The 26,332-nt window shown below is 53.4% G+C and carries 24 protein-coding genes; 12 read left to right on the top strand and 12 right to left on the bottom strand.

Features of this window, described 5'->3' with window-relative positions:
- Positions 1 to 2: 2 nt before the first annotated feature.
- The 3 genes from FKW31_RS04480 to ubiA form a co-directional block, all read right to left on the bottom strand.
- Positions 3 to 1,364, bottom strand: a complete 1,362-nt coding sequence (locus FKW31_RS04480; RefSeq protein ID WP_150177927.1) for a replication-associated recombination protein A — start codon at positions 1,362 to 1,364, stop codon at positions 3 to 5.
- A gap of 104 nt (positions 1,365 to 1,468) precedes the next feature.
- Entirely contained in the window at positions 1,469 to 2,164 is a 696-nt protein-coding gene (locus tag FKW31_RS04475; RefSeq protein ID WP_150177926.1) for an outer membrane lipoprotein carrier protein LolA, read from the bottom strand.
- Between the two features lie 6 nt (positions 2,165 to 2,170).
- On the bottom strand, positions 2,171 to 3,088 hold the full coding sequence (ubiA, locus tag FKW31_RS04470) for a 4-hydroxybenzoate octaprenyltransferase (RefSeq protein ID WP_089179265.1): 918 nt from the start codon (positions 3,086 to 3,088) through the stop codon (positions 2,171 to 2,173).
- 108 nt (positions 3,089 to 3,196) lie between these two features.
- Between ubiA and FKW31_RS04465 the strand changes: the two genes are divergently transcribed.
- Both FKW31_RS04465 and FKW31_RS04460 read left to right on the top strand, forming a co-directional pair.
- Complete coding sequence (locus FKW31_RS04465) at positions 3,197 to 3,970, top strand: 16S rRNA (uracil(1498)-N(3))-methyltransferase (RefSeq protein WP_150177925.1); 774 nt, start codon at positions 3,197 to 3,199, stop codon at positions 3,968 to 3,970.
- Positions 3,971 to 4,039: 69 nt separating this feature from the next.
- A complete protein-coding gene (locus tag FKW31_RS04460) occupies positions 4,040 to 5,449 on the top strand; it encodes a glutamate--cysteine ligase (RefSeq protein WP_006116485.1) in 1,410 nt (469 codons plus the stop codon).
- Between the two features lie 35 nt (positions 5,450 to 5,484).
- Here the strand turns inward: FKW31_RS04460 and FKW31_RS04455 are convergent, their stop codons facing one another.
- The 6 genes from FKW31_RS04455 to FKW31_RS04435 all read right to left on the bottom strand — a co-directional run bounded on the left by FKW31_RS04455 (position 5,485) and on the right by FKW31_RS04435 (position 11,258).
- Positions 5,485 to 6,876, bottom strand: a complete 1,392-nt coding sequence (locus tag FKW31_RS04455) for an MFS transporter (RefSeq protein WP_063354290.1) — start codon at positions 6,874 to 6,876, stop codon at positions 5,485 to 5,487.
- 30 nt (positions 6,877 to 6,906) lie between these two features.
- Entirely contained in the window at positions 6,907 to 7,083 is a 177-nt protein-coding gene (locus FKW31_RS15990) for a hypothetical protein (protein WP_157884514.1), read from the bottom strand.
- Between the two features lie 93 nt (positions 7,084 to 7,176).
- Complete coding sequence (gene der / locus FKW31_RS04450) at positions 7,177 to 8,595, bottom strand: ribosome biogenesis GTPase Der (protein WP_193562043.1); 1,419 nt, start codon at positions 8,593 to 8,595, stop codon at positions 7,177 to 7,179.
- 13 nt (positions 8,596 to 8,608) lie between these two features.
- Positions 8,609 to 10,006 carry a PQQ-binding-like beta-propeller repeat protein gene (locus FKW31_RS04445; protein ID WP_150177923.1) on the bottom strand — a complete coding sequence of 466 codons (1,398 nt, stop codon included), beginning with the start codon at positions 10,004 to 10,006 and terminating at the stop codon, positions 8,609 to 8,611.
- 4 nt (positions 10,007 to 10,010) lie between these two features.
- The gene (locus FKW31_RS04440) at positions 10,011 to 10,706 is read right to left on the bottom strand and encodes a tetratricopeptide repeat protein (protein WP_089179268.1); all 696 of its coding nucleotides are present in this window, start codon (positions 10,704 to 10,706) and stop codon (positions 10,011 to 10,013) included.
- Positions 10,707 to 10,862: 156 nt separating this feature from the next.
- Positions 10,863 to 11,258: a hypothetical protein gene (locus tag FKW31_RS04435; RefSeq protein ID WP_150177922.1), complete on the bottom strand. Its 396-nt coding sequence runs from the start codon at positions 11,256 to 11,258 to the stop codon at positions 10,863 to 10,865.
- Positions 11,259 to 11,406: 148 nt separating this feature from the next.
- Between FKW31_RS04435 and FKW31_RS04430 the strand changes: the two genes are divergently transcribed.
- From FKW31_RS04430 to hisI, 5 genes are all read left to right on the top strand, one after another.
- A complete protein-coding gene (locus tag FKW31_RS04430; protein WP_193562042.1) occupies positions 11,407 to 12,312 on the top strand; it encodes a glycosyltransferase family 9 protein in 906 nt (301 codons plus the stop codon).
- Positions 12,309 to 13,370: a glycosyltransferase gene (locus tag FKW31_RS04425; protein ID WP_150177920.1), complete on the top strand. Its 1,062-nt coding sequence runs from the start codon at positions 12,309 to 12,311 to the stop codon at positions 13,368 to 13,370. The genes FKW31_RS04430 and FKW31_RS04425 overlap by 4 nt, the downstream gene beginning before the upstream one ends.
- Complete coding sequence (asnB, locus tag FKW31_RS04420) at positions 13,371 to 15,131, top strand: asparagine synthase (glutamine-hydrolyzing) (RefSeq protein WP_150177919.1); 1,761 nt, start codon at positions 13,371 to 13,373, stop codon at positions 15,129 to 15,131. It abuts the gene before it with no gap.
- 82 nt (positions 15,132 to 15,213) lie between these two features.
- Positions 15,214 to 16,089: a folate-binding protein YgfZ gene (locus tag FKW31_RS04415; protein WP_150177918.1), complete on the top strand. Its 876-nt coding sequence runs from the start codon at positions 15,214 to 15,216 to the stop codon at positions 16,087 to 16,089.
- Positions 16,086 to 16,505, top strand: a complete 420-nt coding sequence (gene hisI, locus FKW31_RS04410) for a phosphoribosyl-AMP cyclohydrolase (RefSeq protein WP_006116475.1) — start codon at positions 16,086 to 16,088, stop codon at positions 16,503 to 16,505. The genes FKW31_RS04415 and hisI overlap by 4 nt, the downstream gene beginning before the upstream one ends.
- A gap of 6 nt (positions 16,506 to 16,511) precedes the next feature.
- On the opposite strand, the gene lpxB is transcribed toward hisI, so the two are convergent.
- The gene (gene lpxB, locus FKW31_RS04405) at positions 16,512 to 17,699 is read right to left on the bottom strand and encodes a lipid-A-disaccharide synthase (protein ID WP_006116474.1); all 1,188 of its coding nucleotides are present in this window, start codon (positions 17,697 to 17,699) and stop codon (positions 16,512 to 16,514) included.
- A 184-nt stretch (positions 17,700 to 17,883) separates the two neighbouring features.
- Here lpxB and FKW31_RS04400 point away from each other — a divergent pair, with 184 nt between their 5' ends.
- Positions 17,884 to 19,341: a SulP family inorganic anion transporter gene (locus tag FKW31_RS04400; protein ID WP_150177917.1), complete on the top strand. Its 1,458-nt coding sequence runs from the start codon at positions 17,884 to 17,886 to the stop codon at positions 19,339 to 19,341.
- A gap of 64 nt (positions 19,342 to 19,405) precedes the next feature.
- On the opposite strand, the gene FKW31_RS04395 is transcribed toward FKW31_RS04400, so the two are convergent.
- The gene (locus FKW31_RS04395; RefSeq protein ID WP_150177916.1) at positions 19,406 to 20,026 is read right to left on the bottom strand and encodes a sulfite oxidase heme-binding subunit YedZ; all 621 of its coding nucleotides are present in this window, start codon (positions 20,024 to 20,026) and stop codon (positions 19,406 to 19,408) included.
- A gap of 224 nt (positions 20,027 to 20,250) precedes the next feature.
- On the opposite strand from FKW31_RS04395, the gene FKW31_RS04385 reads away from it, so the two are divergent.
- Positions 20,251 to 21,126, top strand: a complete 876-nt coding sequence (locus FKW31_RS04385) for an NAD(P)-dependent oxidoreductase (protein ID WP_006116471.1) — start codon at positions 20,251 to 20,253, stop codon at positions 21,124 to 21,126.
- On the opposite strand, the gene FKW31_RS04380 is transcribed toward FKW31_RS04385, so the two are convergent.
- The gene (locus FKW31_RS04380) at positions 21,075 to 21,929 is read right to left on the bottom strand and encodes a squalene/phytoene synthase family protein (protein WP_150177915.1); all 855 of its coding nucleotides are present in this window, start codon (positions 21,927 to 21,929) and stop codon (positions 21,075 to 21,077) included. The genes FKW31_RS04385 and FKW31_RS04380 overlap by 52 nt on opposite strands.
- Before the next feature lie 194 nt (positions 21,930 to 22,123).
- Here FKW31_RS04380 and FKW31_RS04375 point away from each other — a divergent pair, with 194 nt between their 5' ends.
- From FKW31_RS04375 to FKW31_RS04365, 3 genes are all read left to right on the top strand, one after another.
- Entirely contained in the window at positions 22,124 to 22,732 is a 609-nt protein-coding gene (locus tag FKW31_RS04375) for a superoxide dismutase (RefSeq protein ID WP_063354301.1), read from the top strand.
- A gap of 254 nt (positions 22,733 to 22,986) precedes the next feature.
- Positions 22,987 to 25,602, top strand: a complete 2,616-nt coding sequence (gene clpB, locus FKW31_RS04370; protein ID WP_150177914.1) for an ATP-dependent chaperone ClpB — start codon at positions 22,987 to 22,989, stop codon at positions 25,600 to 25,602.
- An 88-nt stretch (positions 25,603 to 25,690) separates the two neighbouring features.
- A complete protein-coding gene (locus tag FKW31_RS04365) occupies positions 25,691 to 26,323 on the top strand; it encodes an NUDIX hydrolase (protein ID WP_150177913.1) in 633 nt (210 codons plus the stop codon).
- The last annotated feature ends 9 nt before the right edge of the window (positions 26,324 to 26,332 follow it).

Genomic DNA, 26,332 nt, shown 5'->3' with positions numbered 1-26,332 from the left:
GACTAACGCCGATCCCGCAAGCGGGACCACGTTTCTAGCCTGTGACGAACCTCCCGTTCATAGCCTCTGCCCGTTGGATTATAGAAGTTCTGCCGCCTCATACCGTCGGGAAAATAATTCTGACCAGAAAAGCCTTCTTCCGCATCATGATCATACTGATAGCCCTTACCGTAGCCGATATCCTGCATCAGCTTTGTGGGGGCATTTAGAATATGTGCAGGCGGCATGAGGCTGCCTGTGGCCTTGGCGGCACGGCGCGCAGCACCATAGGCTTTATAAACTGCATTGGATTTGGGGGCTGTGGCCAGATGTACCACAAGCTGAGCCAAAGCCAGCTCCCCCTCTGGTGAGCCTAGGCGCTCATATGTTTCCCACGCAGCCACAGCCAATGGCAGGGCGTGTGGGTCTGCCATGCCTATATCTTCTGCGGCAAAGCGTGTCATACGGCGGGCCAGATAACGTGGGTCTTCCCCCCCTTCCAGCATGCGGGCAAACCAGTAGAGGGCCGCATCTGGATCTGATCCGCGCATGGATTTATGCAGCGCGGAAATAAGATTGTAATGCTCTTCCCTATCCCGATCATACAAAATGGCGCGTTTTGCCAACAGGCGGGAAAGTGCCTGCGCATCCAGCGGCTTTTCTGTTTTCAGGCTTAAAAGCTGCTCCACCATGTTCAGCAGATAACGACCATCACCGTCCGCCATGGCGCGGAGGGTTACGCGTCCATCTTCCGTAAGCGGCAAGGGCCGGCCTGTTTCTTCCTCCGCCCTTACCAGAAGGGCTTCACAGGCAGGATCATCCAGCCGATTCAGCACCATGACCTGACAGCGAGAAAGCAAAGCCGAGTTAAGCGCGAAGGAAGGATTCTCGGTTGTAGCGCCTACCAGCACAACGGTGCCGTCTTCCACAACAGGCAAAAAGCCATCTTGCTGCGCACGATTGAAGCGATGAATTTCATCTACAAACAGCAGTGTGCCACCACCAGCTTCTGCTTGCCTGCGTGCGTTCTCGAACGCTTTTTTCAGATCCGCCACACCAGAAAACACAGCGGAAAGCTGCACAAATTTCAGCCCCGCAGCTTGGGCCAACAGGCGCGCGATAGTGGTTTTACCTACACCCGGCCCACCCCACAAAATCAGACTGGCAAGAGAACCACGTTCGAGCATACGCGTTAGCGCACCCTCTGGCCCCAACAGGTGCGCTTGCCCTACCACATCTTCCAACCGCTGCGGGCGCAAACGGTCGGCCAATGGCTGTGTGGGCGCTGGCTTTTTACGTGCGTCCGCGCTTCCCTCCTGCGATGGCTCAGGAGAAAGCCCAAAAAGATCATCACCCATTATCGGGGGTTCACGCTCTGCGGCCATGGCCTGCGTGCCTCACTTTAATCTGTCTCAATCTGTATGAATATATCGGCCCGCACGGCAGCTTTTTCCAGAAGAGAGGAGGAAAAAGCTGCTTTCAACACAGTTTAATCGTTCTCTGCTGGCAGTACGAAGGTGCTGGCTGGAATATCTGCGCCTGCATGCACATCAAACAAGGTTACGCGGGTTTCCCGCCCCTGCGCATCCAGCACACTCCATGATCGCAGAGCAACTGGTGTTTCATAAAAAACCAGTGTCAGACTGCCATCACCGGGAGAAGACGTGCGCACAAGCGTTACCTGCACCAACCCGTTATCATGCTGAAAGCCCGTAACTGTTACATCATCTGTCAGGCTCACATGGGGGCGCAGCAAAAGGCCCAATGGTGTGCGCTCAATGGGAATAACCGTGGTTTGATCCAGTTGGTTATCCCGGAACACAACCTTCCCGCCATTTGCCACCAGAAGCAGTGGGGATGGTGGATCATACGCCAGGCGCATCTGGCCGGGACGCTTCATCCATACGGTGCCGGTGGTGCGCTTTCCCTCTGCATCCAGTTGCTGAATGCGGGCCTGAAAGGTTTTGGATTGGTTGAGCGCCTGCTCAATCCTCTTCAGCCATGCTTTATCTGATGCAGAAAGCGCCACAGCAGCCGGTGCGGAAGAAGATGCCACGGGAATAGCCGTTTCACCGGTATCATCCTGTGCGTAAGCTTGGCTGCCAGCCAGAACCAACCCCATAGCCGCTGGCAGAACAGCCCGGAAAGTGGATTTCATGAACGTGGTTTCTTTCATATGAAACATGCAGGCTTATACAGCTATCAACCCAGCAACGAGCGCCAGCGCTACGGCCAAGCCAATTTCTCGATTAGCCCGAAACTGAGCCAAGCACAAAGCGGGGCTTGTGGGGTCTACCTTAAGGGCCTGTTGCCACAACAATATGGCAGGCACCACCAAAGCCACCCAAAACAACGGGCCAGCCCCCGCCAAAACAGCCGCCAGAGCCAACAAAACAAGCATCAGCCCGTAACAGGCGCCAATAAACCCACGTGCCCGACCCACCATAAGGCGAGAGGTGGATTTTACACCAATACGGGCATCGTCTTCCATATCCTGAAAGCCGTAGATGGTATCAAACCCCAGTTGCCAAACGATGGTTGCCGCATACAAAGCTGCCTGCGCCCAAGATAAATGCCCTGCGGCTGCCGCATACCCCATGGGAGCGCCAAACCCAAAGGTAAAGCCCATGACAAGCTGTGGCCACCACGTAAACCGCTTGGCCAATGGGTAAAGCGCTACCAACAGCAGGGATGACACACCCAACACCCACGAAAGGCTGTTTAACTGCACCAGAACAGCCAAGCCTGCCAGCAAAAGCAGCACCAAAAACAGTGTCGCCTGCTTCATGCTCAACGCGCCAGATGCCAGTGGCCGCCCCGCTGTGCGCGCCACCTGCCGGTCTATGTCCCTATCCCACATATCGTTTACAACGCAGCCTGCGGCCCGCATAACAAGGCTGCCAATACCAAACAGCACAATCAGCCGGATACGCTCGAAAGTAGCAACACCCTGAGGCAGCAGAATGCCCCACATGCCCGGCAGCCATAAAAGCCACGTACCTATGGGCCTATCCAGCCGTGCAAGCAAAGCATAGGCCTGCAATGCTGGTGGTAGATGGGCAATCCACCCTGTAATGCGGATATCTGTATGGCTGGAAGAAACTGACACGGCTGCTCACGTATCCTGTTCAGAAAGGCATATGGTGTTAAGGGCTGGTGTTCTATGCCACAAAGCGGGAATCACTTACACCTTTCAGCTTAGACAGACCCGGTAACCATGGTTGTAACAGATGCCACAGCGCACCTTCCGCGCCTTTACAATGCTCCAGAAACGTTGGGAGACGCCCAAACAGGCCTAACTCTGCCCATCGCGCCAGATCAGGCCCGCTATCTGGGCACCGTGCTGCGCAAAAAAGCCGGAGACCATGTGCGCATCTTCAACGCAAAAAGTGGAGAATGGCTGGCCCGCATTACGGAAATCCGGAAGGACAAAGGTTTTTTTGCGCTAGAACACCAATTGCGCTCCCCCACGCCACAACCTGCTTTGGTTCTGGCTTTTGCCCTATTAAAGCGTGATGCCACAGACTTGGCCTTGCGCATGGGCACGGAACTGGGTGTCACGCACTTTGTGCCCCTTATAACCGAACGTACCAATACTCACCGCATCAACCCAGACCGCCTGCACGCCATCGCCACCGAAGCCACGGAGCAATGTGAGCGCTTTGATGTGCCACACATAGAGTCCCCACAGTCATTCACAGATTTTCTGGCAAGCTGGCCACAGGAACACCGCCTATTTGCAGGCATAGAACGTGGAGAGAACCGGGCAATACATACCCCCGCGCTGCTACCCGATGCACATGCAGGTGATGGTTTTTTAGTTGGCCCTGAAGGTGGCCTAAGTGATAGAGAATGTCAGATGATGCTGAAATATTCCTGCATCACCCCAATATCCCTAGGCCCGTTGGTGTTGCGGGCTGATACAGCCGTTGCTGCTGGGCTTGCTCTTATAGGCTGTGGCTTGCGTTCGGCTGCGGTTTTGTCACAATAACGCTTCCATATCTTCGCTTTGCTGGCGCAGAGTGCGATTTCTCTGTTTTTCAAGGATCTGTGATACCCCATGTCCAACCCCGGCGCATCAGATGAAACCCCTGCCCGCACCGTTGCACAGCTGGCCGAAGTGCTTGCGCAGGGATGCAAGCCGCGTGACGCATGGCGGATTGGCACGGAACACGAAAAATTCGGCTTTCTGCGTCCAGAATCCGTAAAAGAAGGGCAAAAAGCTTATTCTGCCCCGCCTTATGCCCCCAATGGTATTGAAGCGCTGCTCAAAGGTCTGCAAAAGTTTGAGCCGGATGATTGGACATCTGTTCTCGATAACAACAACATCATCGGCCTGAAAGGGCGTGGTGAAGCCGCAGGGGCTGCTATCTCCCTTGAACCTGCTGGGCAGTTTGAACTTTCTGGCGCGCCTTTGCGCACGTTGCACGAAACAGCAGAAGAACTGACAGCCCATTTTGATGCAGTACGCCCTATTGCACGTGAACTTGGGCTGGGGTTTGCCCCTTTGGGCTTCCACCCCACTGCCACACGGGCAGAACTGCCGTGGATGCCAAAATCCCGCTACGCCATTATGCGTGAATACATGCCCAAAGTTGGCTCAATGGGTTTGGACATGATGCAGCGTACCTGCACCGTGCAGGTTAATCTGGATTTTGGGTCTGAGCAGGACATGGTGCGCAAAATGCGTGTTTCCATGGCGCTACAACCTGTAGCTACAGCCCTGTTTGCCAATTCTCCTTTTGTAGAAGGCAAGCCCAACAACATTCTTTCCAACCGCGCGCAGGTCTGGACAGATACGGACAACGCCCGCTCTGGCATGCTGGCATGTGTGTTTGAAGATGACTTCAGTTTTGAACGCTATGTGGAATGGGTGCTGGATGTGCCCATGTATTTCATTATGCGTGATGGCAAGATGCGCAACGTGGCGGGCCGCTCCTTCCGCGCATGGATGAATGGGGAACGGCAGGATGGTCTGGAAGATGTAACCCCCACCATTGGGGATTTTGAAGACCACATTACAACAGCCTTCCCCGATGTGCGGCTCAAGCAGTTTTTGGAAATGCGCGGGGCAGATGCTGGCTCACCTGAAATGATGCTGGCTCTTTCCACTTTGTGGACAGGCCTGCTGTATGATGATGCAGCCTTAGAATCCGCTTGGGAACTCGTTAAGTCTCATCCGTGGGAAGACTACGTGAAACTGCGGGATATTGTGCCACTTATGGGGCTGGATACGCCTTGGGGCGAAGGCACAGTGCGCGATCTGGCCGCACAAATGATTGCCATTGCCATGGACGGCCTACAGGGACGAGACATGACGGATGAAAGCGGGCAAACGGAATGGGTTTACCTCGCCCCCCTCACCTCTTTGGTGGCTGGTGCCCCCACACAGGCCGAACGTTGGTTGGAACGTTATTACGGCGCATGGATGGGTGATGTAAACCGCATCTTCCTAGAAGCTGAAGTCTGAACGACCGCATATAATACGACCAATAAAAAGCAGCGTCAGGCTGCTTTTTTTGTATTCAGAAACAAACGGCTTGCACTTAACGTGGCGGCAAATAACGCAACACATCCGGCCATAAGCAGGCATTTTTGCGTGGCCCCATGCACAAACCACGTAAAAAAGGCCGCAACCCCCATAGCCCCCAAGGTCTGCCCCGCTTGGCGCGCAACCTGCACCATACCACTGGCCCCGCCCGCGCGGTTATGAGGTGCAGCCACCATCATGGCCCGATTATTGGGGGGCTGAAAAAAACCAAACCCCCAGCCTGCTACACCGGTACGCCATGCAATATCCCACACAGAAGGATGAGCAGGCAGCAGCCACAACAAAAAGAACCCCAATGCCGTTGTACTCAGTCCGATGGAAGACAACACACCAGCAGAAACCTTATCCGCCACCCGCCGGATAAGCGGAGCAGCGCACATAATGCCTAACGGCCAAGGGGTAATCAGCAAACCCGTTGCAGCCGAACTAAGGCCAAGAGTGTTGTGCAACGTAAACGGCATGGAAACGATATAGAAATTAGAGGCCACAAAACCACAGAACCCGGTGATAAAAGCCACTGCAAATTCTGGATTTTCAAGCAGATCAACCGGCAAAATTGGTTGCGGAGCTTCTGCCTCACGCCGCACCAGCAGCACTCCGGCGGCAAGCCCAGCCAGAAGCAATGCACAGGAAATGGCTGTGTTTTGGGAATGCGCCAGCCCATCTCCTCCCATTACGGAGGCACCAAAAGCTAGCATACACAATATGCTGCCTGTAATATCCAACTTGCCAGAAGTGCGCGGTACTGTAGGCAATGCATAAAAAGCCATGCCCAAGGCCAAAGCCCCAAACGGCAAATTAATCCAGAACAACCATGGCCAAGACCCAATAGTGAGAATAGCCGCAGCAGCCGTAGGGCCTAATGCCACACCAAGCGCTACCACAACGCCATTAAGGGCAATGCCGCGCCCTATTTCTGCATGCGGGTAAATAAAACGCACCAGCGCGATATTCACACTCATAATACAGGCGCCGCCAATGCCCTGCAACACGCGCGCACCCGCCAAAATAGGCAAGCTGGTGGCCGTAGCACAGAACAGGGATGATACCATGAAAATGATAATCCCAACCTGACAAAGCCGGGCAAACCCTACCCTGCTCCCCAATGCTGCCAACGGCAGAAGAGAAACCAGACTGGCCATCTGATAGGCATTTACAACCCAGATGGATGAAGATGAGGATGCGTTTAAATCTCGCGCAATATCGGGCAGCGCAACATTGGCAATGGCGTAATCCAGCAATGCCAGAAAAACAGAAAGCGCCACAGCCAGCATGGCCATATTGCGGGCAGCTCCATGCAGCCCATCCACCACGGGTGCTGACTGAGAAGTGGGGAGCTGTGTCATGGAACAAAACGTCCTTCTGCCTGCAAGGCGTTACTTACCTGCTTTTTCTGGGAAACCAGAACGCACGCAGGCATGTTTCTCCCACCCACCTTGCACAGCCAATGTATGAGCCGCAGCCTCGCACGCCAGTTCAGACGCCATAGGCAAAACAATATGGGCACTACCTGATGCAGTGCCCCATGCAACAAGAAACCATGCAGCAATCATGGAGCCTATGCTTTCATCCTCATCTTGTCAGAACAGTATTTATAGTGGCTGCCAATACTGCTCTGACGAGAAGGCGAGACGACACCTATCAGATCAGGAATCTGCGTAAGGGTTTTTGGTGCCGCGCGTTTGCAGGCGGATAGGCACACCCGGCAGGTCAAACGTTTCACGCAGGCCATTTACGAGATAGCGCTTATAATCATCCGGCAGTTGCTCTGCCCGCGTACCGAATATGACAAACGTTGGCGGACGAGATTTAACCTGCGTAATATACCGCAGCTTCAACCGACGCCCCTGCACCAATGGCGGCTGATGGCGTTCCAGCATTTCCTCAAACCAGCGATTGAGGGCACCTGTTGGCACACGTGCGTTCCATACTGTCCATGCATCACGCACTGCGGGCAGCAGCTTGTGAATGGAAGCCCCGGTGAGTGCAGAAAAAGTAACAACTGGCACGCCCCGCATCTGCGCCAGAGAAATGCTCAGGCGGTCCAGAATAGCATTGCGCGTGGCTACCCGATCCTGCACGGCATCCCATTTATTCAGGGCCAATACGCAGGCACGGCCTTCACGTTCAATTAAGCGAGCAATCTGCAAATCCTGCTCATGCACACCCAATGTAGCATCCAGAACCAGTACGGCGACTTCTGCCATTTTCAGCGCTTCGATAGCAGCCGAAACGGACATTTTTTCCAGAGATTCATCAATGCGCGCTTTTTTGCGCAAACCCGCCGTATCTACAATTTCAAACGTATCATCGCCATCTCGCAGCGTTACGGCAATGGAATCTCGGGTTAGCCCTGCTTCCGGGCCGGTAATCATACGTTCTTCACCCAAAAGGGCGTTCATGAGGGTAGATTTACCCGCATTGGGCCGCCCCACAATAGCCACACGCAGCGGGCCTGTAGGACGCGGAGGTTCTTCCCCTTCTTCTACAGCAAAATCATCTTCTGCTTCGATTTCAGGTTCTGCCTTATGCTCCGGCTCTGCGGGCAGCCTATCGGCAATTTCCCACATCAAATCGGTCACACCTTCACCGTGTTCGGCAGAAAGCGCCAAAGGCTCACCCAAACCCAGCGCATAGGCTTCCATTGCAGAAGCCGTGCCAAGCCGCCCTTCGGTTTTATTGGCAACCAACAGCACAGGCCGGTTCTGACGCCGGATCCACTGCGCAAAATGCTCATCCGCTGGCGTAATACCGGCGCGCGCATCTACACAAAACAGTACCAAATCTGCTTCACGCACAGCGCTTTCAGAAGAAAAGCGCATCCGTCCAAACAAGCTTTCGGGGGCAGCTTCTTCCAAGCCGGCTGTATCAATCAACCGCACATAGCGCCCACGAATAAGGGCTACACCTTCCTTGCGGTCTCGGGTTACGCCGGGCGTATCCGCCACAAGCGCCTGCCTACGCCCGACAAGGCGGTTGAACAGCGTGGATTTACCAACATTTGGCCGACCTGCAATAACAACAACAGGCATATCCCCCGTAGGAAGCGGCGGAGGTGGGCGCATAGATTTGCGGCGATCAGCCATAAGAGCAAAGGTTCCCGTCGTTTGTCACGATCAGCATTTGGTTATCTACGATAATTGGCGGCACGAAAGAAACGGCATCCATGCTGTCTACTGATATAATTGCACCTGTTGCCGGGTTAATCCGCACCATACCATTTTCTGGCAAGGAGCTGAGACAAACCAGTTCGCCGCCCACCAGCATGGGGCCAAACCAGGTTACGATATCTTTGTGCACATCCACACGCCGGAAGCGCCGCAGTTGCGTAATCCAGCGCACATGGCCGGAAAGACGGTCAATACATGCAATCTGCTGATCTAGCGAGACCACAAAAAGCCAATCCCCCACGCAAAGCAGGCTGTTCTGGCTGGCAACCGAGCGTTCCCACACACGGCGGCCTGTGCGGATATCAATAGCAGCCAACACCTGCGCCATACTAACGGCATACACAATGCTATCAACAATAACAGGCAAGCCACGCACGCAGGAAAGATCCAACGTACTGGCCTGACTGTTGACGTTGCCCATCATGTCACTCCAGACAACCTCACCACTTTCCACTCGGAAAGCAACAAGATCACCCCCACCAAATCCGGCCACCACAATGCCGTTATCTACAGCAGGAGCAGGCTGGCCAAATACGGTGGTTTCCACAGATGTAGCAGTATATGCCCACAACTGGCGGCCTGTGGCAGAATCCAGCGCAAAAAACCGCTCATCAATCGTGCCAAAGAAAACACGCCCACCAGCAACTGTTGGGGCAGAACGGCCCGGTGCGCCGTTGGTGGTTTTCCACTTTACTTTGCCGGTTGCCGCATCCACCGCCATGGTTTGGGAAATGCCATCTACAATGTAAACAACACCGCCATCTACAGCCAAACCGCCGCCCATATTGGCAGAGTAAGACTTTTTGGGCCGTGGGTTATACGTCCAAATATGGCGCATACCGGGCCAAGAAAAAGCCCGCACAACACCTTGGGCATCCATAACAAACAGGCGACCATCCTGCACAACGGGTGGCGCAGGAATAAGCCCGCGGCCCAAAGTGCCAAGTGCAGCCCATGCCATGAAATCTGGCTGAGAGATACCGGCCCCGATATCCTTGCTCCACCTTTTATGCAGGCCACCCCACGCATAATTGCTGCCAGTATGGGCTGAAACACGCCCACAAATAGGCCATTCTGAAACACTCATAGGGGCAGGTATTGTAATGGGCGTATGATCGTCCGGATCAACCATCAGCCCAGAGCCGGAAGATAGAATATCCGTACGGTGCCCAGCCAGAATGGGCTTTCTATCACTCTCAAACATAGTGCACCCAGCTAGCGCGGGGGCCAAAGCGGCCCCTCCCAATAGGGCACGGCGTGAAAGTCCGGAACGTCTGGTTGCGCTGGATTTCTTGTTGCTGCTCATTCTACTAGCCTGCTGTCGGATCAAGGGCCTGCATCATATCCTGCGCCCGGTTGCGTACGCCCTGAGGAACATCCTGCGCAGCCTGTAGCGCTGCAAATTTCTGCCGCGCCTCTGCCACATGTCCTTCGCGCACATCCAGAACTGCCAAGGCTTCCATGGCCAAACCATTCCATGGCTTACCTTTGCCAGTAAGCAGCGCAAGGCGAGAACGCAGCGTAGCGGGCTCTCCCGTATCCAACTGTTTTTGGCACCACAACAAGGTTGCCAGATCACGCAGTGCAGAATCCGCATTGGGGTCCTTCTGTACGGCATCCCACGCAGCCAGCGCCCCTTTTACATCACCCCGCGCTGCCTGCACGCCCCCTTCCTGCAAACGGGCCAGAACAGCCACACCTTTTGCATCGGAAGATGCTAATTTCTGCAACGAGGCCAAGCCCGCCTGCGCGGTAGTGGTAAGATCTACCGTGCCTGAAGAAGGAATTGAGGGCAGATGGTCTGTCTGCCGCAAGGCCGTAAGATACGTTCCTGTGGCTTCCAACGCCTGAGATTTCTGGTTGGAAACATGCCAAGACCACGCACCAATGCCTGCAAGCACGGCCACAACCAGCCCAAGGCCAGCACCGGCATAGCGCTTTGCTGCCATACGCAGGCGCTCGGCCTGCATTTCCTCATCAACTTCCTTGAAAAGATCCTCTGCCACGGTCTGGCCTGTTCCTGTCTGCTGGCGTTCTGCCTGACGGCTTTGTGTTACCGTCTATCTGCCTCAGCCGGGGGTATCATACAAGTCATACAGGCAATCAGCCTGATGGCGGCTCTTTTACTGCTGTACCAGAAAACAGCCGCCCTGCCGAAAACTTTAGTGCTCTGCCTTCTGTAATTTGCTGCCACCAGCCTTGAGAGCCGTGGTTAACTTGGTGAAATTACCAGCAATACGTTTTTGCACGGTGCTGCTGCCCTCATGGATATGGGCAATTTTTTCACGCGCTTCGTTGCTAATAGCTGTCTCTTCCTTAACGGCAGCCTTGGCTACACAGCTATTATAGGTGCGTGCTGCTTTTTCGTACGCACTTACCTTATCAACGCTGGCGTTATATTTATCAACGGAAGACACTTCTACAGAAGGTGCAACAGGTTCTGCGCCACAGGCGCTGGCTGTCCACATCTTGTCTGCTGCCTGAGCAGGCAGGACAAGTATGCCGCACAACTGCGCCGCTGCAAGCCCGGCGATAAGATAAAAACCTTTCCTAATCATTCCTGTATCCCCGATTCAGAGCAGAGATATTTTTCTGCCCAGTTTATAACTCTACCATCAGCAAACGCTTCTTGCACAGGCAGCGCAAATGTCCACACCTGCGCGCACTGGGTTGGAAAAAAAACCGGAAGACAGTATAGGCGCGATAATGCGCATTCTTTTCATCACGGCTACACGTCTGGGCGATGCCGTGCTTTCTACAGGCCTGCTGGCATATCTGCACCAACGCTGGCCAGATGCGCGGTTCACCATGGCATGTGGGCCTGTTGCTGCCGGGCTGTTTAGTGCGTTTCCCGGACTCGAACGCACCATTGTAATGGAAAAACGTCCCTATGATCTGCACTGGTTTGATCTGTGGAAAGCCTGCGCACCTTTGAAATGGGACATCACGGTGGATCTGCGCGGTTCTGCCGTTACTTTTCTTTTACGCTCTGGCCGACGGTTTATTATGCGCGGAGGCCGCCGTGCAGGCGCACGCATTACACATTTGGGAAGCACCCTAAACCTTTCCCCCCCTCCGCTCCCTACTGTTTGGGTCAGCCCGGCTGATCGCGCAAAAGCACAGCACATTATTCCTGATACCGCGCCCATTATTGCCTTAGGCCCTACGGCAAACTGGACAGGAAAAATCTGGCCAACAGAGCGTTACCTGCCCTTGTGGCAACGCCTTTGCGCTGCATACCCACAGATTCGGCCTGCCATTTTCTATGGCCCGGGTGAGCAGGAAGCTGCGCTGGCGCGCCCTGTTCTGGAAGCTTTGCCCCATGCCATTGATGCTGGAGGCCATTTTTCCCTTACGGAAGTTGCTGCCATGCTGGCTCGTTGCCACCTGTATATTGGCAATGATTCAGGTTTGATGCACCTGGCTGCCGCAGCGGGCACACCCACTTTGGGACTTTTTGGACCATCTCGTGCATCGGAATACGCACCTTCTGGCAAAAATGCGCGCTGGATTGCCGCCCCCGGCCCAGAGGGTGAAGCCCCCATAGCCGGGTTGGATGTTGCAGATGTGGCCACAGCAGCGCTCTCCCTTCTTAAGGAAACCGGCATATGATGAATGGTACTGCCAACAGGCTGAACTCGCAGCCCTTGAAAGTTGCGCATATTATGGCCGGTGCCCCCACAGGCGGGGCAGAACTGTTTTTTGAGCGCCTATGTATTGCACAGGCTGCCGCCGGGCTTTCTGTTCTGCCTGTTATCCGCACCAATCCGGAACGTAGCCAACGTTTACGTGCAGGCAACCTTGCGCCGGTGGAACTGCCTTTTGGCAACATGCTGGATATACGCACCCGCATGGGCCTGCGCTCTGCCCTTAAAGAGTTTTCCCCTCGCGTTGCCGTTGCATGGATGAACCGTGCCGCACGCTTTGCCCCCCAAGGCAATTGGGTGCTGGCCGGGCGGTTGGGGGGATTTTATGATCTTTCCAATTATCGCCGTTGTTCTCATCTTATCGGCAATACGCATGGCCTGGTACGCTGGATGCGTGAGCAAGGCTGGCCCACCAACGCCACGCATTACCTGCCTAATTTTGCCACGGACCTTGCTGCCATACCGCCTGTATGGCCCACATTTTTGCCGCAGGGTACGCCCTTTCTATTGGCATTAGGGCGGCTACATAAGAACAAGGCTTTTGACGTTCTGATCCGTGCCATGAAGCATGTGCCTCATATTCCACTTGTTATTGCCGGAGAAGGGCCCGAGCGCGCAGCGCTGGAAGCGCTTGCCCAGCAGGAAGGTGTGGCTGAACGCGTATTTATGCCCGGTTGGGCCAACCAACCCGGAGGCCTGTTGCGCGCCTGCTCTGCCATGATCTGCCCTTCCCGGCACGAGCCATTGGGCAATGTTGTAATTGAAGGATTTTCGGCCTGCAAACCGGTTATTGCGGCTGCCTCTCAAGGGCCAAGCGAACTCATCCGTAATGGTGAAAACGGCCTACTAGCTCCGGTAGAAGATGCAAATGCTCTGGCAGCACAGATCTGCACTGCACTGGAAACACCAGACCTAGCAACCCGTATGGCGCAGGCCGGCCGCAGGGATTATGAAGCAACCTATGCTGTCACACCCGTTTTGGATGCGTGGCATAAGTTTTTGTCCACGGTGGAGGCTGGGTAAATGTGCGGCATTGGGGGGCTGATTTATACGCCCGGCACGCAGCCATGTTCCGAATCGGTTCTGGAACGTATGGCGCAGGCCTTAGGCCATCGTGGCCCCAATGGGATACATATTGCCCGATTGGGCCGTGCAGATATGGTGCATACACGTTTAGCCATTATTGATCTGGAAGGTGGAGACCAACCCTTAACCAGTGGTGATGGTACGCTTGTTGCCAATGGTGAGATCTATAACGACCCACAAATTCGCCAGCAGATCGGGCCAGAGTATTTTCAAACCGGGAGTGATTGCGAATCTCCCTTGCTTTTATGGGAGCGTAATGGATGCACCTATACACGCGGGCTGCGTGGCATGTATGCCATTGGGCTGTACGATAAAGCCCAGCAGGAGCTTTTACTCTCGCGCGATCCATTTGGAATCAAACCACTCTATTTTACCGAATTTTCAGGCGGTATTGCCTTTGCATCCGAGCCTGCCCCTTTAATCGCCTCTGGCCTTGCCCCGCGTGCTATTGCACCTGCTGTGCGCGATGAACTGCTGCAACTTCAGTTCACCACTGGGTGGGAAACAATCTTTCCCGGTATTCAGCGCGTTATGCCGGGAGAAACCTTGCGCATTAACCAAGGGCGCATTCTGGACAGGCAACGGCAATCACCCATTCCGGCCCACGCGCCTTTATTTACCTCTGAGGCCGAAGCTCTGAACCATCTTGATACAGCCTTGATGGACAGCGTGTATGCGCATGAGCGTGCAGATGTGCCATTTGGGCTGTTTCTTTCTGGCGGAATAGATAGCGCCTGTCTGTTAACGGCCATGAGCCGTCTCCCCCGCACCACGCCTTTACGCACATGGACAGCTATTTTTGATGCGCCGGGTGCAGCGGATGAAGCGGATGCCGCCAGCGCATTGGCCAAGCACGCCCGCACAGAGCACGAAACCTTGCGCATTACAGCAGATATGGTGTGGCAGCACCTGCCTGCCATTGTGGCCAGCATGGATGATCCGGTTGCGGATTACGCCATTATTCCAACATGGTTTTTAGCTCAAAAAGCTGCACAGGACGTTACCGTTATCCTTTCGGGTGAAGGGGGGGATGAACTGTTCTGTGGTTATGGACGTTATCGCTCTGCCAGCCGCCCTTGGTGGAAAGGCAAACGGCGCATGTGGCGGCGTGGTATTTTTGATAACATGAATATTCTGCGCCACCACCCAGCCCATTGGCGTGATGGCATAGCCGCTGCAGAAATGGCCGCCGCAGATGCCTCAACACCACTTTCCCGTCTGCAAGCTGTGGATATTGCAGAATGGCTGCCAAATGATCTGCTTATCAAGCTGGATCGGTGCCTTATGGCGCATGGGTTAGAGGGGCGCACACCGTTGCTGGACCCCATTGTGGCCCAAACAGCATGGCGCCTGCCCGATTCCATGCGCCTACGTGATGGCAAAGGGAAATGGCTTTTGCGCAAATGGTTACAACGACACAATTCTGCTGCACGCCCCTTTGCCCCCAAGCAAGGCTTTACTGTGCCGATTGGCACATGGATCCGGCAAAAAGGTACGCACCTCGGAGACCTGATGGCGCGGCAGGAATGTATTGCAGAAATTGCCCGACCAGACCGAGTAAAAGCCCTATTTCGCGCAGCAGATAACCGCAGAACGGGTGCAGCCGCATGGACACTTTTGTTCTACGCTTTGTGGCATCGGACACATATTCGCAATCTTCCGCCAGAAGGCGATGTGTTTTCCGCCCTAAGTCAGTAAGGTTTGAACAGTTTCTGTTCCTTATCTCAAAAGCCCCCTCTCTTCCTTCGGGAAGCCTTTGTTCTTTTATGGGAGAATGTAAATGCCTTCCCCAACACATATCACCCGGCTTGAAAACCGCACTGTTCTCAAGCTTTCTGGTGCTGACCGCGTGCGTTTTCTGCAAGGTCTGGTTACGGCGGATATTGCTGCGCTGGAACCGGGTGATGCCACATGGAGCGCTTGCCTGACCCCCCAGGGCCGCTGGCAAGCAGACTTTTTTGTGGTTTCAGATCCTGATGATACCTGCCTGCTGTTAGATTGCGCCACAGAACAGGCCGAAAACCTGAAGACCACTCTTCGGCGCTTTCGCCTGCGTTCAGATGTTCAGCTAGAACTCACCGCCCTGCCCGTACATGTGGCGTGGGGAAACCCACCGCCAGACAGTGTGTTGGAAAACGCCATTAGCTTTCGGGACCCTCGGTTAGAAGACGCAGGCTGGCGGCTTATTGATGCCGCGCCGGATACTCCAATAACTGCTACAGAACAGGACTATAATCTGCACCGCATCATATTGGGGCTGCCGGATGGTGTGCAGGATTGCGAAGTAGGCCGCACTTTGGCAGCCGAAGCCAATCTGGACCTTCTGGGCGGCGTATCGTGGAAAAAAGGCTGTTATATGGGGCAGGAAGTTACGGCCCGCATGCATTACCGCACACTGGTAAAGCGCCGCCTGATGCCTGTTGCAGCCACATCCCCCCTGCCCGCACCCGGAACATCCGTGCTGTGCAATGGTGTAGAGGTGGGCACATTGCGCTCATCCCAAGATCATGTTGGGCTGGCATTACTAAAAACAGAAGCCGCCAATAACCAACTCACCTGTGCCGAGCATCCGCTTGTCGTTCGCCTACCTACGTGGCTGGAAACAGCACTTAAACCTCAAACATCTTCTGATTCTAATCCTACGGAAAAACCATGACTTATATTGCCCCACCAGCAGCAGAACTGGATGCCATGCTGGATGTTGTAAAATTTGATGCCTCTGGTCTGGTTGCCGCCATTGCTCAGCAGCACGACAGCGGCGAAGTGCTGATGATTGCATGGATGACGCGTGAAGCCCTGCGTGAAACATTGGAAAATGGGCGCGTCTGCTATTATTCCCGTAGTCGCCAGAAACTCTGGCGTAAGGGTGAAACATCTGGCCAAATCCAGCACCTTATTGAAGCCCGGCTGGATTGTGATGCAGATGCTGTGCTGCTGCTTGTGAACCAGATTGGCGTAGCATGCCACACCGGCCGCCGTAGCTGCTTTTACCGGGCGTTTACACCAGACGGCCTAAAAGAGCTGACAAAGCCGGAAATTGACCCCAACCAGCTTTATCACAAACACAATTAAACACGTTTAACCGAGCGTCTTAGCCGTATTTTTACGGTTAAGAACCTCCAAAACAGCTTCTGCTGCAGCATCGGCTGGCAGTTGGCCCTGTGGCCCTTCCAGCCCGTGCAGAACCGTAGCAAAAGCCTGTTTCTGAGCGTGTGCCACATCTGTATTTTCAAACAGAATTTGCACTTCACGCGCCAACACATCTGCGCGGCATTGCTCCTGTAAAAGTTCGGGCACCACAGCACGGCCTGCTAACAAATTCACCATAGCTACAAATGGCACTTTAATAAGCCGACGGGCAAAAAAGGCTGTTATGGGGTTAACCCGATACGTCACAGCCATTGGCACACCGGCCAGAGCCAGTTCCAAGGTAGATGTGCCTGATTTGGTTAACGCGGCCCCGGCTGCGGCAAAGGCATCATGCTTGTCATGAATATCCGTAACGATAATCGGCTTTACGGGCCAATCCTGCGTGGCACGTTCCACTACATTTGCCACAACTGGAGAAACTGGCACTACAGGCACCACGTCTGGCATGGATGTTTTAAGCAGACGCAACATCTGCCCAAAAACTGGCAGCAAACGCGGCGCTTCTGAACGGCGGCTACCGGGCATAAGCACCAGTATTTTGGCGCTCTGTGGCAATCCATGCTGGATACGAAAACGCGCCGCATCTCCATCCTTTGCGCCGGATTGTAAAACCGGGTGACCTACAAAGCGGGTTTTTAGACCATGCTTGCTAAAAAACTTTTCCTCAAACGGTAAAAGGCACAACAACTCTTCCCATAAACCGGGAAATTCCTTCACCCTTTTTTGCCGCCATGCCCAAACCTGCGGTGCAACATAATGCACGCGCGCAATGCCTAAACCGCTTATTTTTTTAAGAAGCCTAAGGGCAAAGCCGGGGCTATCTATGGTAATCACTAAATCCGGCTTTTGGGCTGCAATATCCTGCGCAGCTTCATCCAGCCGAGCAGAAAGCTGACGCACGCGGGGCAAAACTTCCACCAGCCCCATAACAGCCAGATCCCGCATGGGAAACAAGCTTGCCAGCCCTTCCTCTTGCATACGCACGCCCCCTACGCCTGCAAAGCGCATCTTGGGCATACGGGTGCGCAAAGCATGCATAAGGCGTGCGCCCAATACATCGCCACTGGCCTCACCAGCCAGAATCCAGACAAGAGGGGAAGAAGAAGGAGAAACCATGCATCACGCATAAAACGCCGCAACACAGAGCACAATCATCTTGTCTGTGCATTACGGTAGGATATCGTTAACAAGGCATGTATATCTTACAAATAATGCCTCAAAAGTCTTTCTTGCCCCGAAACACTTTTGATGCCCGATTAATACGCCACTCCACACTCAACCAAGGGACAACTTGTTTCTCGTGACAGTTAAAACCTATATTCATGAATGGACAGACCAGCCCGTCCGCAATGTTCTGGCTGGCATGGTGGGCACTTTTGCACTTATTCCAGAAGTTATTGCTTTTTCTTATGTGGCTGGGGTTGCGCCCTCTGTGGGACTATTCGCCTCGTTCGTTATCAGTATTGCCATTGCCATTACGGGTGGCAGGCCGGGCATGATTTCCGGGGCTGCGGGGTCTGTTGCCCTTGTGGCAGCCGAGCTCGTGCATAGCCACGGCCTGCAATATCTGCTTTTGGCCACACTGCTGGCTGGTGCATTCCAGATTATTTTCGGTTTGCTGCGTTTGCAAAGCATGATGCGCTTTGTCTCGCGCGAAGTGGAAACTGGATTTGTAAACGCACTGGGTATTCTTATCTTTTCCGCGCAGGTACCGCAGATGCTGCACGTTACGTGGCATACTTATGCACTTATCGCACTTGGGCTGGCTATTGTTTACCTTTTGCCGCGCATCACCACGGCTGTACCTTCCCCTTTAATCTGTATTCTTGTGCTAACAGGCATTACTTTTGCGGTACCTATACCTGTGCATGTGGTGTCTGATTTGGGAGAACTCCCCTCCGGCCTGCCGCATCTTACTTTGCCAAATGTGCCTTTTTCGGCAGAAACTTTTAAAATTGTGCTGCCTTATGCGTTTGCCATGGCCATGGTGGGCCTTTTGGAATCCCTCATGACAGCCACTGTGGTGGACGAATTAACAGACACGCACAGCAACAAACGCATGGAATGCACCGGGCTTGGTTTTTCCAACATCATGGTGGGCCTATTCGGCGGCATGGCTGGTTGCGGTATGATTGGGCAGACAGTTGGCAACTTGCGGTATGGCGGGCGTGGCCGACTTTCTACCTTTACGGCTGGGGCATTTTTACTGCTGTTGCTGGTTGTGTTGCACCGCTTTGTAGCCCAAGTGCCTGTTGCTGCGCTGGTGGCCATTATGATTATGGTGTCTGTCAGCACATTTTCATGGTCTTCCCTACGAGATCTGGTAAAGCATCCACGCCTTTCTTCTACCGTCATGCTGGCTACTGTTTTGGTGGTGGTGTTAACGCATGATCTGGCAGCAGGCGTAGCCTGCGGTGTGCTATTGAACGGGCTGTTTTTCTCTTTCCAGGTTATGAAACTTGTTCAAGTAAGCAGTACGTTTTCAGAAAGCCACAACACGCGCACCTACTACGTGCATGGGCAAATGTTCTTTGCCTCAGCCAGTGTTATTGCCGATGCCGTGGATTTTCAGGACACAGCTTCAACTATCGTAATTGATCTTGAAGATGCTCATATCTGGGATATCAGCGCAGCAGATGCCTTGGAAAAAATTGCATCTCGCCTAAAAACACGCGGGAAAACAGTTTCCATTATCCATGCTGATCAACGGGCAGAAAAACTTCTAGCTTCTTTGGGTCATGATACCTTGCTGGCCTAGGCCATTTATACAACAGAACAACTTTCAAAAAGGAGGCATGAAAAATTCATGCCTCCTTTTTATTTCAGGATTTTTTAAGCCCGGGTTTTGGCAAAAGCCGTAAACCCAACACACATACCGCTACGGCTGCATATATAAAAGGTTCAATATACCACTGCTTAAATGCAATGGCGTAATGGATACATGCCAAAACCATGGCGACATATACCAGACGATGCAAACGCGCCCATTTTTTACCCAACCGTATGATGGATTTGCGTGTGGATGTTGCTGCCAACACAATCAAAATAGAAAATGCAAGGAGCCCGAATGTCAGGAATGGACGTGTTAAAAAGTCTTTCCATATCCGCTGGACATCAAACCCGCGTGCCCACCAGAAATAAAGCGTAACGTGCAAAGCCGCGTAACTGAAAGCCAACAGCCCAAGCGGGCGGCGGTAAACCATTAAATCAATTTTCAAAAACCGCTTGAGCGGCGAAATCATAAGAGAAATAAGCAAGAACCGAAATGCATAACGCCCAAATTCATGCAAACAGGTCTTAAATGGATTTGGCCCCAGATCCCCCGAAAAAGCACCAGCCAGATAAGAGACTGCTGGCAGCATGAACAGCACATACAGCAATACCTGCCGCGTAAGGGGAGAAAGGCGAAACCGCCGGCTTCGGTCTGGGGTGGACAATGGCATGGGGTTTTCTGTTCTCCACTGTTTGAGGCACCGCAGCCACTTACGCTGAGTGCATGATTACCCTTACAAAATCAGCCTTATTGCGCAAGAATACTGTGCAATCGTAACAAATTACATCACGCCCAGACACGTAAACGCGAACAGTGTTTCCCAAACCTATCCAAGACATATCTTGCTATTCAGGTTTATAATTCTGCTCATACAAACAAGAAGGTTCATTCAGCATGACAACTCAGCAGACAATCGGTTTTATTGGGTTTGGTGCCATGGCCAGCCGTATGGCTGCTCATCTGGAAAAAGCCGGATATGCAACCCTTGCCTATACTCCCTCTGGCAAGGGGGGAGATGGCGTAACCCGTTTTCTGCCCACTCCGGCAGAAGTGGCCAGCAAGGCAGATATTGTTCTGGCCTGCGTACCGGATGATGAAGCCCTTGCCGCCAGCATGTACGGGCCACAAGGCGTTCTGGCAGGCATAAAGGCAAATGGTTTGCTGCTGAATGCCAGTTCCGTTTCCCCAGAAGCCGCAGATGCCCTGCAAAAAGCCGGACAGGAAAAAAAGATCTGCGTTATAGATTGTCCGGTATCTGGCAGCACACCAGAAGCAGAATCTGCCAATCTGGTTATTCTGGCCGGTGGAGATGATGCCGCTATTGCGCGTGCTCAGCCCATTTTTGATAAAATTGGCCGCATTACCATTCATGCAGGGCCATCTGGCAGCGGTGCGCGCCTTAAACTGGTGATCAATGGCATTATGGGTGCCGGGTTGGCCGCTGTGGCAGAAGGTATTGCCTACGGGCTGGCCGCTGGGTTGGATCGTTCCATGCTGTTTGATGCGCTGGATGAAATGGCTGTTATTTCTCCGCACCACAAGCGCAAGATCAAAATGGCCAAGGCAGGAGATTTCTCCCCCCAGTTCCCTGCTCGCCTCATGCAAAAAGACATGCGCCTGCTCATGGATGCCGCAGCTCGTCTGGCAGTGCCCGCACCTACGTTGGCAGCCGTTACGCAGCAACTTTCCCTTGCCCGCCGCGCGGCAGAAAATGCTGATTATTCGGTTCTGATTGGCGTGATGGAAAAAATTGTCGCCAACGACGCCTGAATACCAGCGCGACATACAGCAAGCCTGTCCCCTATTCCGCGGGGCAGGCCTGCCTGCTCGCTTCCACGCGCCAGATCACGCTTTGCCAACACCGCAGGTAAAGCGGTTTTACGACATTGTGGCTCCAAAGCTGCAAAATCACATTCTTGCAAAAATGTCTTTCCAGCCTGCCTGAGTTGTTCCTGCGTGCCGGGAAACAAAAAACGGCCACTCCCTGCAAGCAACGGCCAATGTCTTAACATGGAGCCTGCCCCGTAAGCCGCCCCTCCGGCTGCCAAGCGTTGTAGCTTATCAGAATCCTGCACACCCAGAAGTTCGCCTATCGCCTGTTGGAAAGCACCAGCGCCATCGCGCATCATAAGCACCCAGCGCTCTACCTCTTGCGTGGTCTCCAGTTCCATTTCTCGCGCAGCAATCATTCTCAGGCACGTTTCACGCTGCACTTGTCCGGATTCCACAAGCCTCATAAGGGCGGGGGCCAAAATATGTTCTGGCTTGCGTTGCTGCTCCAGCACCTCTCGCCACCATTGCAGGCGAATATACCCAGCCATTGGCCCTGCCACAGATGCAGAACGTGCGGGAGCCAAAGCGCGAATCAACTCATTATGGAAAGCCAGAAGAACATAAGCGGCATCACGCACAGAAGCCGGCAGAAACCATAAACACAACGCCCGGTCTGGGTCTGCCTGCACAGCTTTTTGCACTTCCATTGCAAGAGGCTGATGTTCCTGCTGCGCCATTGGCTCCGATATCCCCCTTACCCAAACGTAGCTTGATGTGCAGGAAACCTGTGCATGGCCCATGCGTTTGAATAATCCCGCTTTCCTAACGGAAGGCCCTTATTGTAAGCCCTGCTGGCAAGGCAAGTTTCCGTGAGTATGGCTGCGCAAGGCACATGTCATGCGCCTTTCCCTTGACGCATCTGCCCTGCGCCCATAGCTCTGGAACTCAGGTGTGTTCCCTCACACGCCCCGCCTTTAGAATACGGAGTATTAAAATGGCTTTTGAACTGCCTGCCCTCCCCTTTGCACCCACCGCACTTGGCCCACGTGGCATGTGCCCAGAAACGCTTGAATACCATCATGGCAAGCATCATCTGGCCTACGTCAACACCCTGAACAAGCTGCTGGAAGACAAGCCCGAATTTCAGGGTAAGTCTTTGGAAGAAATCATTCTGGCTGCCCACGGCAAAGCAGATCTTACCGGCCTGTTTAACAATGCTGGCCAGCATTGGAACCATTCCTTCTTCTGGAACTGCCTCTCCCCCAATGGCGGTGTGATTCCAGAAAAGCTGGCTGCAAAAATTGCCGCCGATTTTGGCAGCATTGACACCTTCAAGGAAGAATTCCGCAAGGCTGCTGTTTCTCAGTTCGGTTCTGGCTGGGCATGGCTGGTTCTGGGTAAGGATGGCAAGCTGGCCATCACCAAAACGCCTAACGGCACCAACCCGTTGGCCGAAGGTCAGGGCAAGGCCCTGCTGACAGTGGACGTGTGGGAACATTCCTACTACCTGGACTTCCGCAACCGTCGTCCAGACTACGTCACCAACTTCCTGGACAAGCTGGCGAATTATGAATTCGCTGAAGCCCAGCTGAACGCGGCGTAAGTTTTCCTTACCGGGAAAACACTAAAGGCAGCACCTTACCGGGTGCTGCCTTTTTTATTGGAAACTCTGCTGCTTCAAGGTGTTCTGCCCGCACCATCTATCACCCATGCACGAAAACGCATCACGCCCCCTTGATTGTCTCTCTCAACGTTCCAATCTCAATTTATGAAGAATGAGACCACGCTGACATTGCCTACATGGGGTGCCAGCAGGGCCTTCAGTCGCCTGATGTAAAAGGGACAAGAGGGATTATAATGGATATTGCAAAATTTACAGATCGTTCACGCGGCTTTTTGCAGGCTGCGCAAACAATAGCTTTACGTGATTTTAACCAGCAGCTTACACCAGAGCATCTGCTCAAGGCTATGCTGGATGATAATGAAGGAGCTGCTTCCTCACTTATTCGCAGTGCGGCTGGCAATCCGGAAGCTGTAAAAGCCGCAACCGAACAGGCTTTGGCAAAACTGCCAAAAGTTCAGGGCAGCGGTGCAGGGCAGCCAGCAGCAACACCGGAACTGGTGCGTATTCTGGATAATGCAGAACAAACCGCCCAGAAAGCTGGTGATAGCTTTGTTGCACAGGATAGACTGCTTGTAGCTATTGCCGCATCTGATACGCCAGCAGGCCGTGCATTAAAAGAAAACGGTGCCTCTGCTGATACACTTGAAAAAGCCATTACGACTATTCGCAAAGGACGCACAGTGACCAGCGAAAACGCTGAAGCCAATTTTGATGCACTTAAAAAATATGCCCGTGATGTCACGGAAGTTGCCCTTAAAGGCAAGCTAGACCCCGTTATTGGGCGTGATGAAGAAATCCGCCGTGCCATTCAGGTTCTGGCCCGCCGCAGCAAAAACAACCCGGTTCTGATTGGGGAACCCGGTGTGGGTAAAACCGCTATTGTGGAAGGCTTGGCCCAACGTATTGTTAATGGCGATGTGCCCGAAGCGCTGAAAAACAAAAAACTGCTTTCCCTTGATATGGGCGCGCTGGTTGCTGGCGCCAAATATCGCGGTGAATTTGAAGAACGTCTAAAAGCTGTTCTAAAAGAAATTGAATCCGCCGAAGGCCAGATCATCCTGTTTATTGATGAAATGCACACGCTGGTTGGCGCTGGCCGCACCGATGGTGCGATGGATGCCTCTAACCTCATCAAGCCGGAACTAGCCCGTGGCACACTGCACTGCATTGGCGCCACCACGCTGGATGAATACCGCAAGTATATTGAAAAAGATGCAGCCCTTGCCCGCCGCTTCCAGCCGGTATTTGTGGGTGAGCCTTCTGTTGCGGATACAATCTCTATTCTGCGTGGTATTAAGGAAAAATACGAACTCCATCATGGTGTGCGTATTACCGATGGTGCGTTGGTGGCAGCAGCCACACTTTCCAACCGCTACATCACAGACCGCTTCCTGCCCGATAAAGCGATTGATCTGATTGATGAAGCCGCAAGCCGCCTGCGTATGCAGATTGACAGCAAGCCCGAAGAACTGGACGAGCTGGACCGCCGCATCATTCAGCTAAAAATCGAACGTGAAGCCTTGAAGAAGGAAGATGATACGGCCAGCAAGGATCGTCTGGAAGCCGTAGAATCTGAACTGGCTGATCTGGAAGAAAAGTCCAACACGCTTAGTGCCGCATGGCATGCGGAAAAGAACCGCGTAAACACCATTCAGAAACTGCAGGAACAGCTTGATCAAGCACGTTCTGATGTAGAAGTGGCACAGCGTAAAGGTGACTTGGGGCGCGCATCTGAACTGATGTATGGCGTTATCCCCAACTTGCAGGGCCAGATCGCGGAAGCTCAGAAAACAGAAGAAGAAACCGCTAAGAAAGATGATCTGGTTTCCGAAGCTGTTACGGATCAGGGCGTGGCTTCTGTTGTATCTCGCTGGACTGGCGTGCCGGTTGACCGGATGCTGGAAGGTGAACGCGCCAAGCTGCTGCGTATGGAAGACGAACTGCGTAAATCCGTGGTTGGTCAGGAACAAGCTCTTAAAGCTGTTTCCAACGCGGTGCGTCGTGCCCGTGCTGGCTTGCAGGACCCCAACCGCCCGATTGGTTCCTTCCTGTTTCTCGGCCCAACAGGTGTTGGTAAAACAGAGCTGACCAAAGCACTGGCCCGTTTCCTGTTTGATGATGATAAAGCCCTGCTGCGTATCGACATGAGTGAGTTCATGGAAAAGCACGCAGTGGCCCGCCTGATTGGTGCCCCTCCGGGTTATGTGGGGTATGAAGAAGGTGGCGTGCTGACAGAAGCTGTGCGCCGTCGCCCTTATCAGGTCATCCTGTTTGATGAAGTAGAAAAAGCACATGAAGATGTGTTCAACATTCTGCTTCAGGTGCTGGATGATGGCCGCCTAACGGATGGGCAGGGCCGCACGGTAGACTTCCGCAACACCCTTATCATTCTCACCAGCAATCTGGGTTCTGAATATCTGGCCAACTTGCCGGATGGGGAATCTCCCGACATGGTGCAGGCACAGGTGATGAAGGTTGTGCGTGAGCACTTCCGCCCTGAGTTCCTGAACCGTCTGGATGAAATCATCCTGTTCTCGCGGTTGCAGAAAGCGGATATGACCAAGATTGTGGATATCCAGATTGCTCGCTTGCAGCAGTTGCTGGATGATCGCAAAATCAGTCTGCACTTGGATAAACTGGCCGAAGCATGGCTGGCGAATGAAGGGTATGACCCCATTTACGGCGCCCGCCCGCTTAAAAGGGTTATTCAGCGCACGCTGCAAAACCCGCTGGCAGAACAGCTTCTGGAAGGTAATATCCTTGATGGAGAAACGGTTAATATCTCCGCCAATGGTGATGGCCTGCTGATCAACGGTAAAACCGCAGCACAAACAGAAGCAGCCATGTAATTTCTGCCTTGGCAGAGTGTGTTACACAGAACGGGAAGGCTTAGGCCTTCCCGTTTTTTATGAAACTTGCTGATCAAAGGAATGTAGAATGTCGGAACCTGTCTGGCTGGTATGGGCCAGAGAAATTCAGGCCATTGCCCAGACAGGGCTTACCTATGTGCAAGACCCGTTTGATAAAGAACGCTATGAAATGCTGCGCAATCTGGCCGCGCAAATGATGGCCGAAGGCAGCCATGTAGATGTGCAAAAAATAGAAAACCTGTTCAGCCAGCAATCAGGTTACGCCACGCCCAAGCTGGAAGTGCGCATTGGTGTGTTTGATGCCCAGAACCGCCTGTTAATGGTGCGCGAAGTGCTGGACAGCAACCGCTGGACCGTGCCCGGTGGCTGGACAGATGTAAACCTGACCGCATCTGAATGTGCGGCCAAAGAGGTGTGGGAAGAAACTGGCTATACAGTGCGGATTACCAAGTTAGCCATGGCGCTGGATCGCGCGCGCCAAGGGCATATGCCGCCAGAACCTTTTTCTGTCACCAAGCTATTTTTTCTGGGCGAAATAACTGGAGGGGAAGCTACCACCAGTATTGAAACAAGCGAAGTTGGCTTTTTTGCACAGAACAATATCCCGCAGGATATTTCAACCGGGCGCATTACACCGCACGAAATTACCCGGCTTTTTGCACATCAAGCAGACCCCGAATTGCCTACAGATTTTGACTGAATAAAAAAT

The sequence above is a fragment of the Acetobacter sp. DmW_136 genome (assembly GCF_008690365.1).
Taxonomy (GTDB): domain Bacteria; phylum Pseudomonadota; class Alphaproteobacteria; order Acetobacterales; family Acetobacteraceae; genus Acetobacter; species Acetobacter oryzifermentans.
This window is presented reverse-complemented; position numbering and strand designations above follow the sequence as displayed.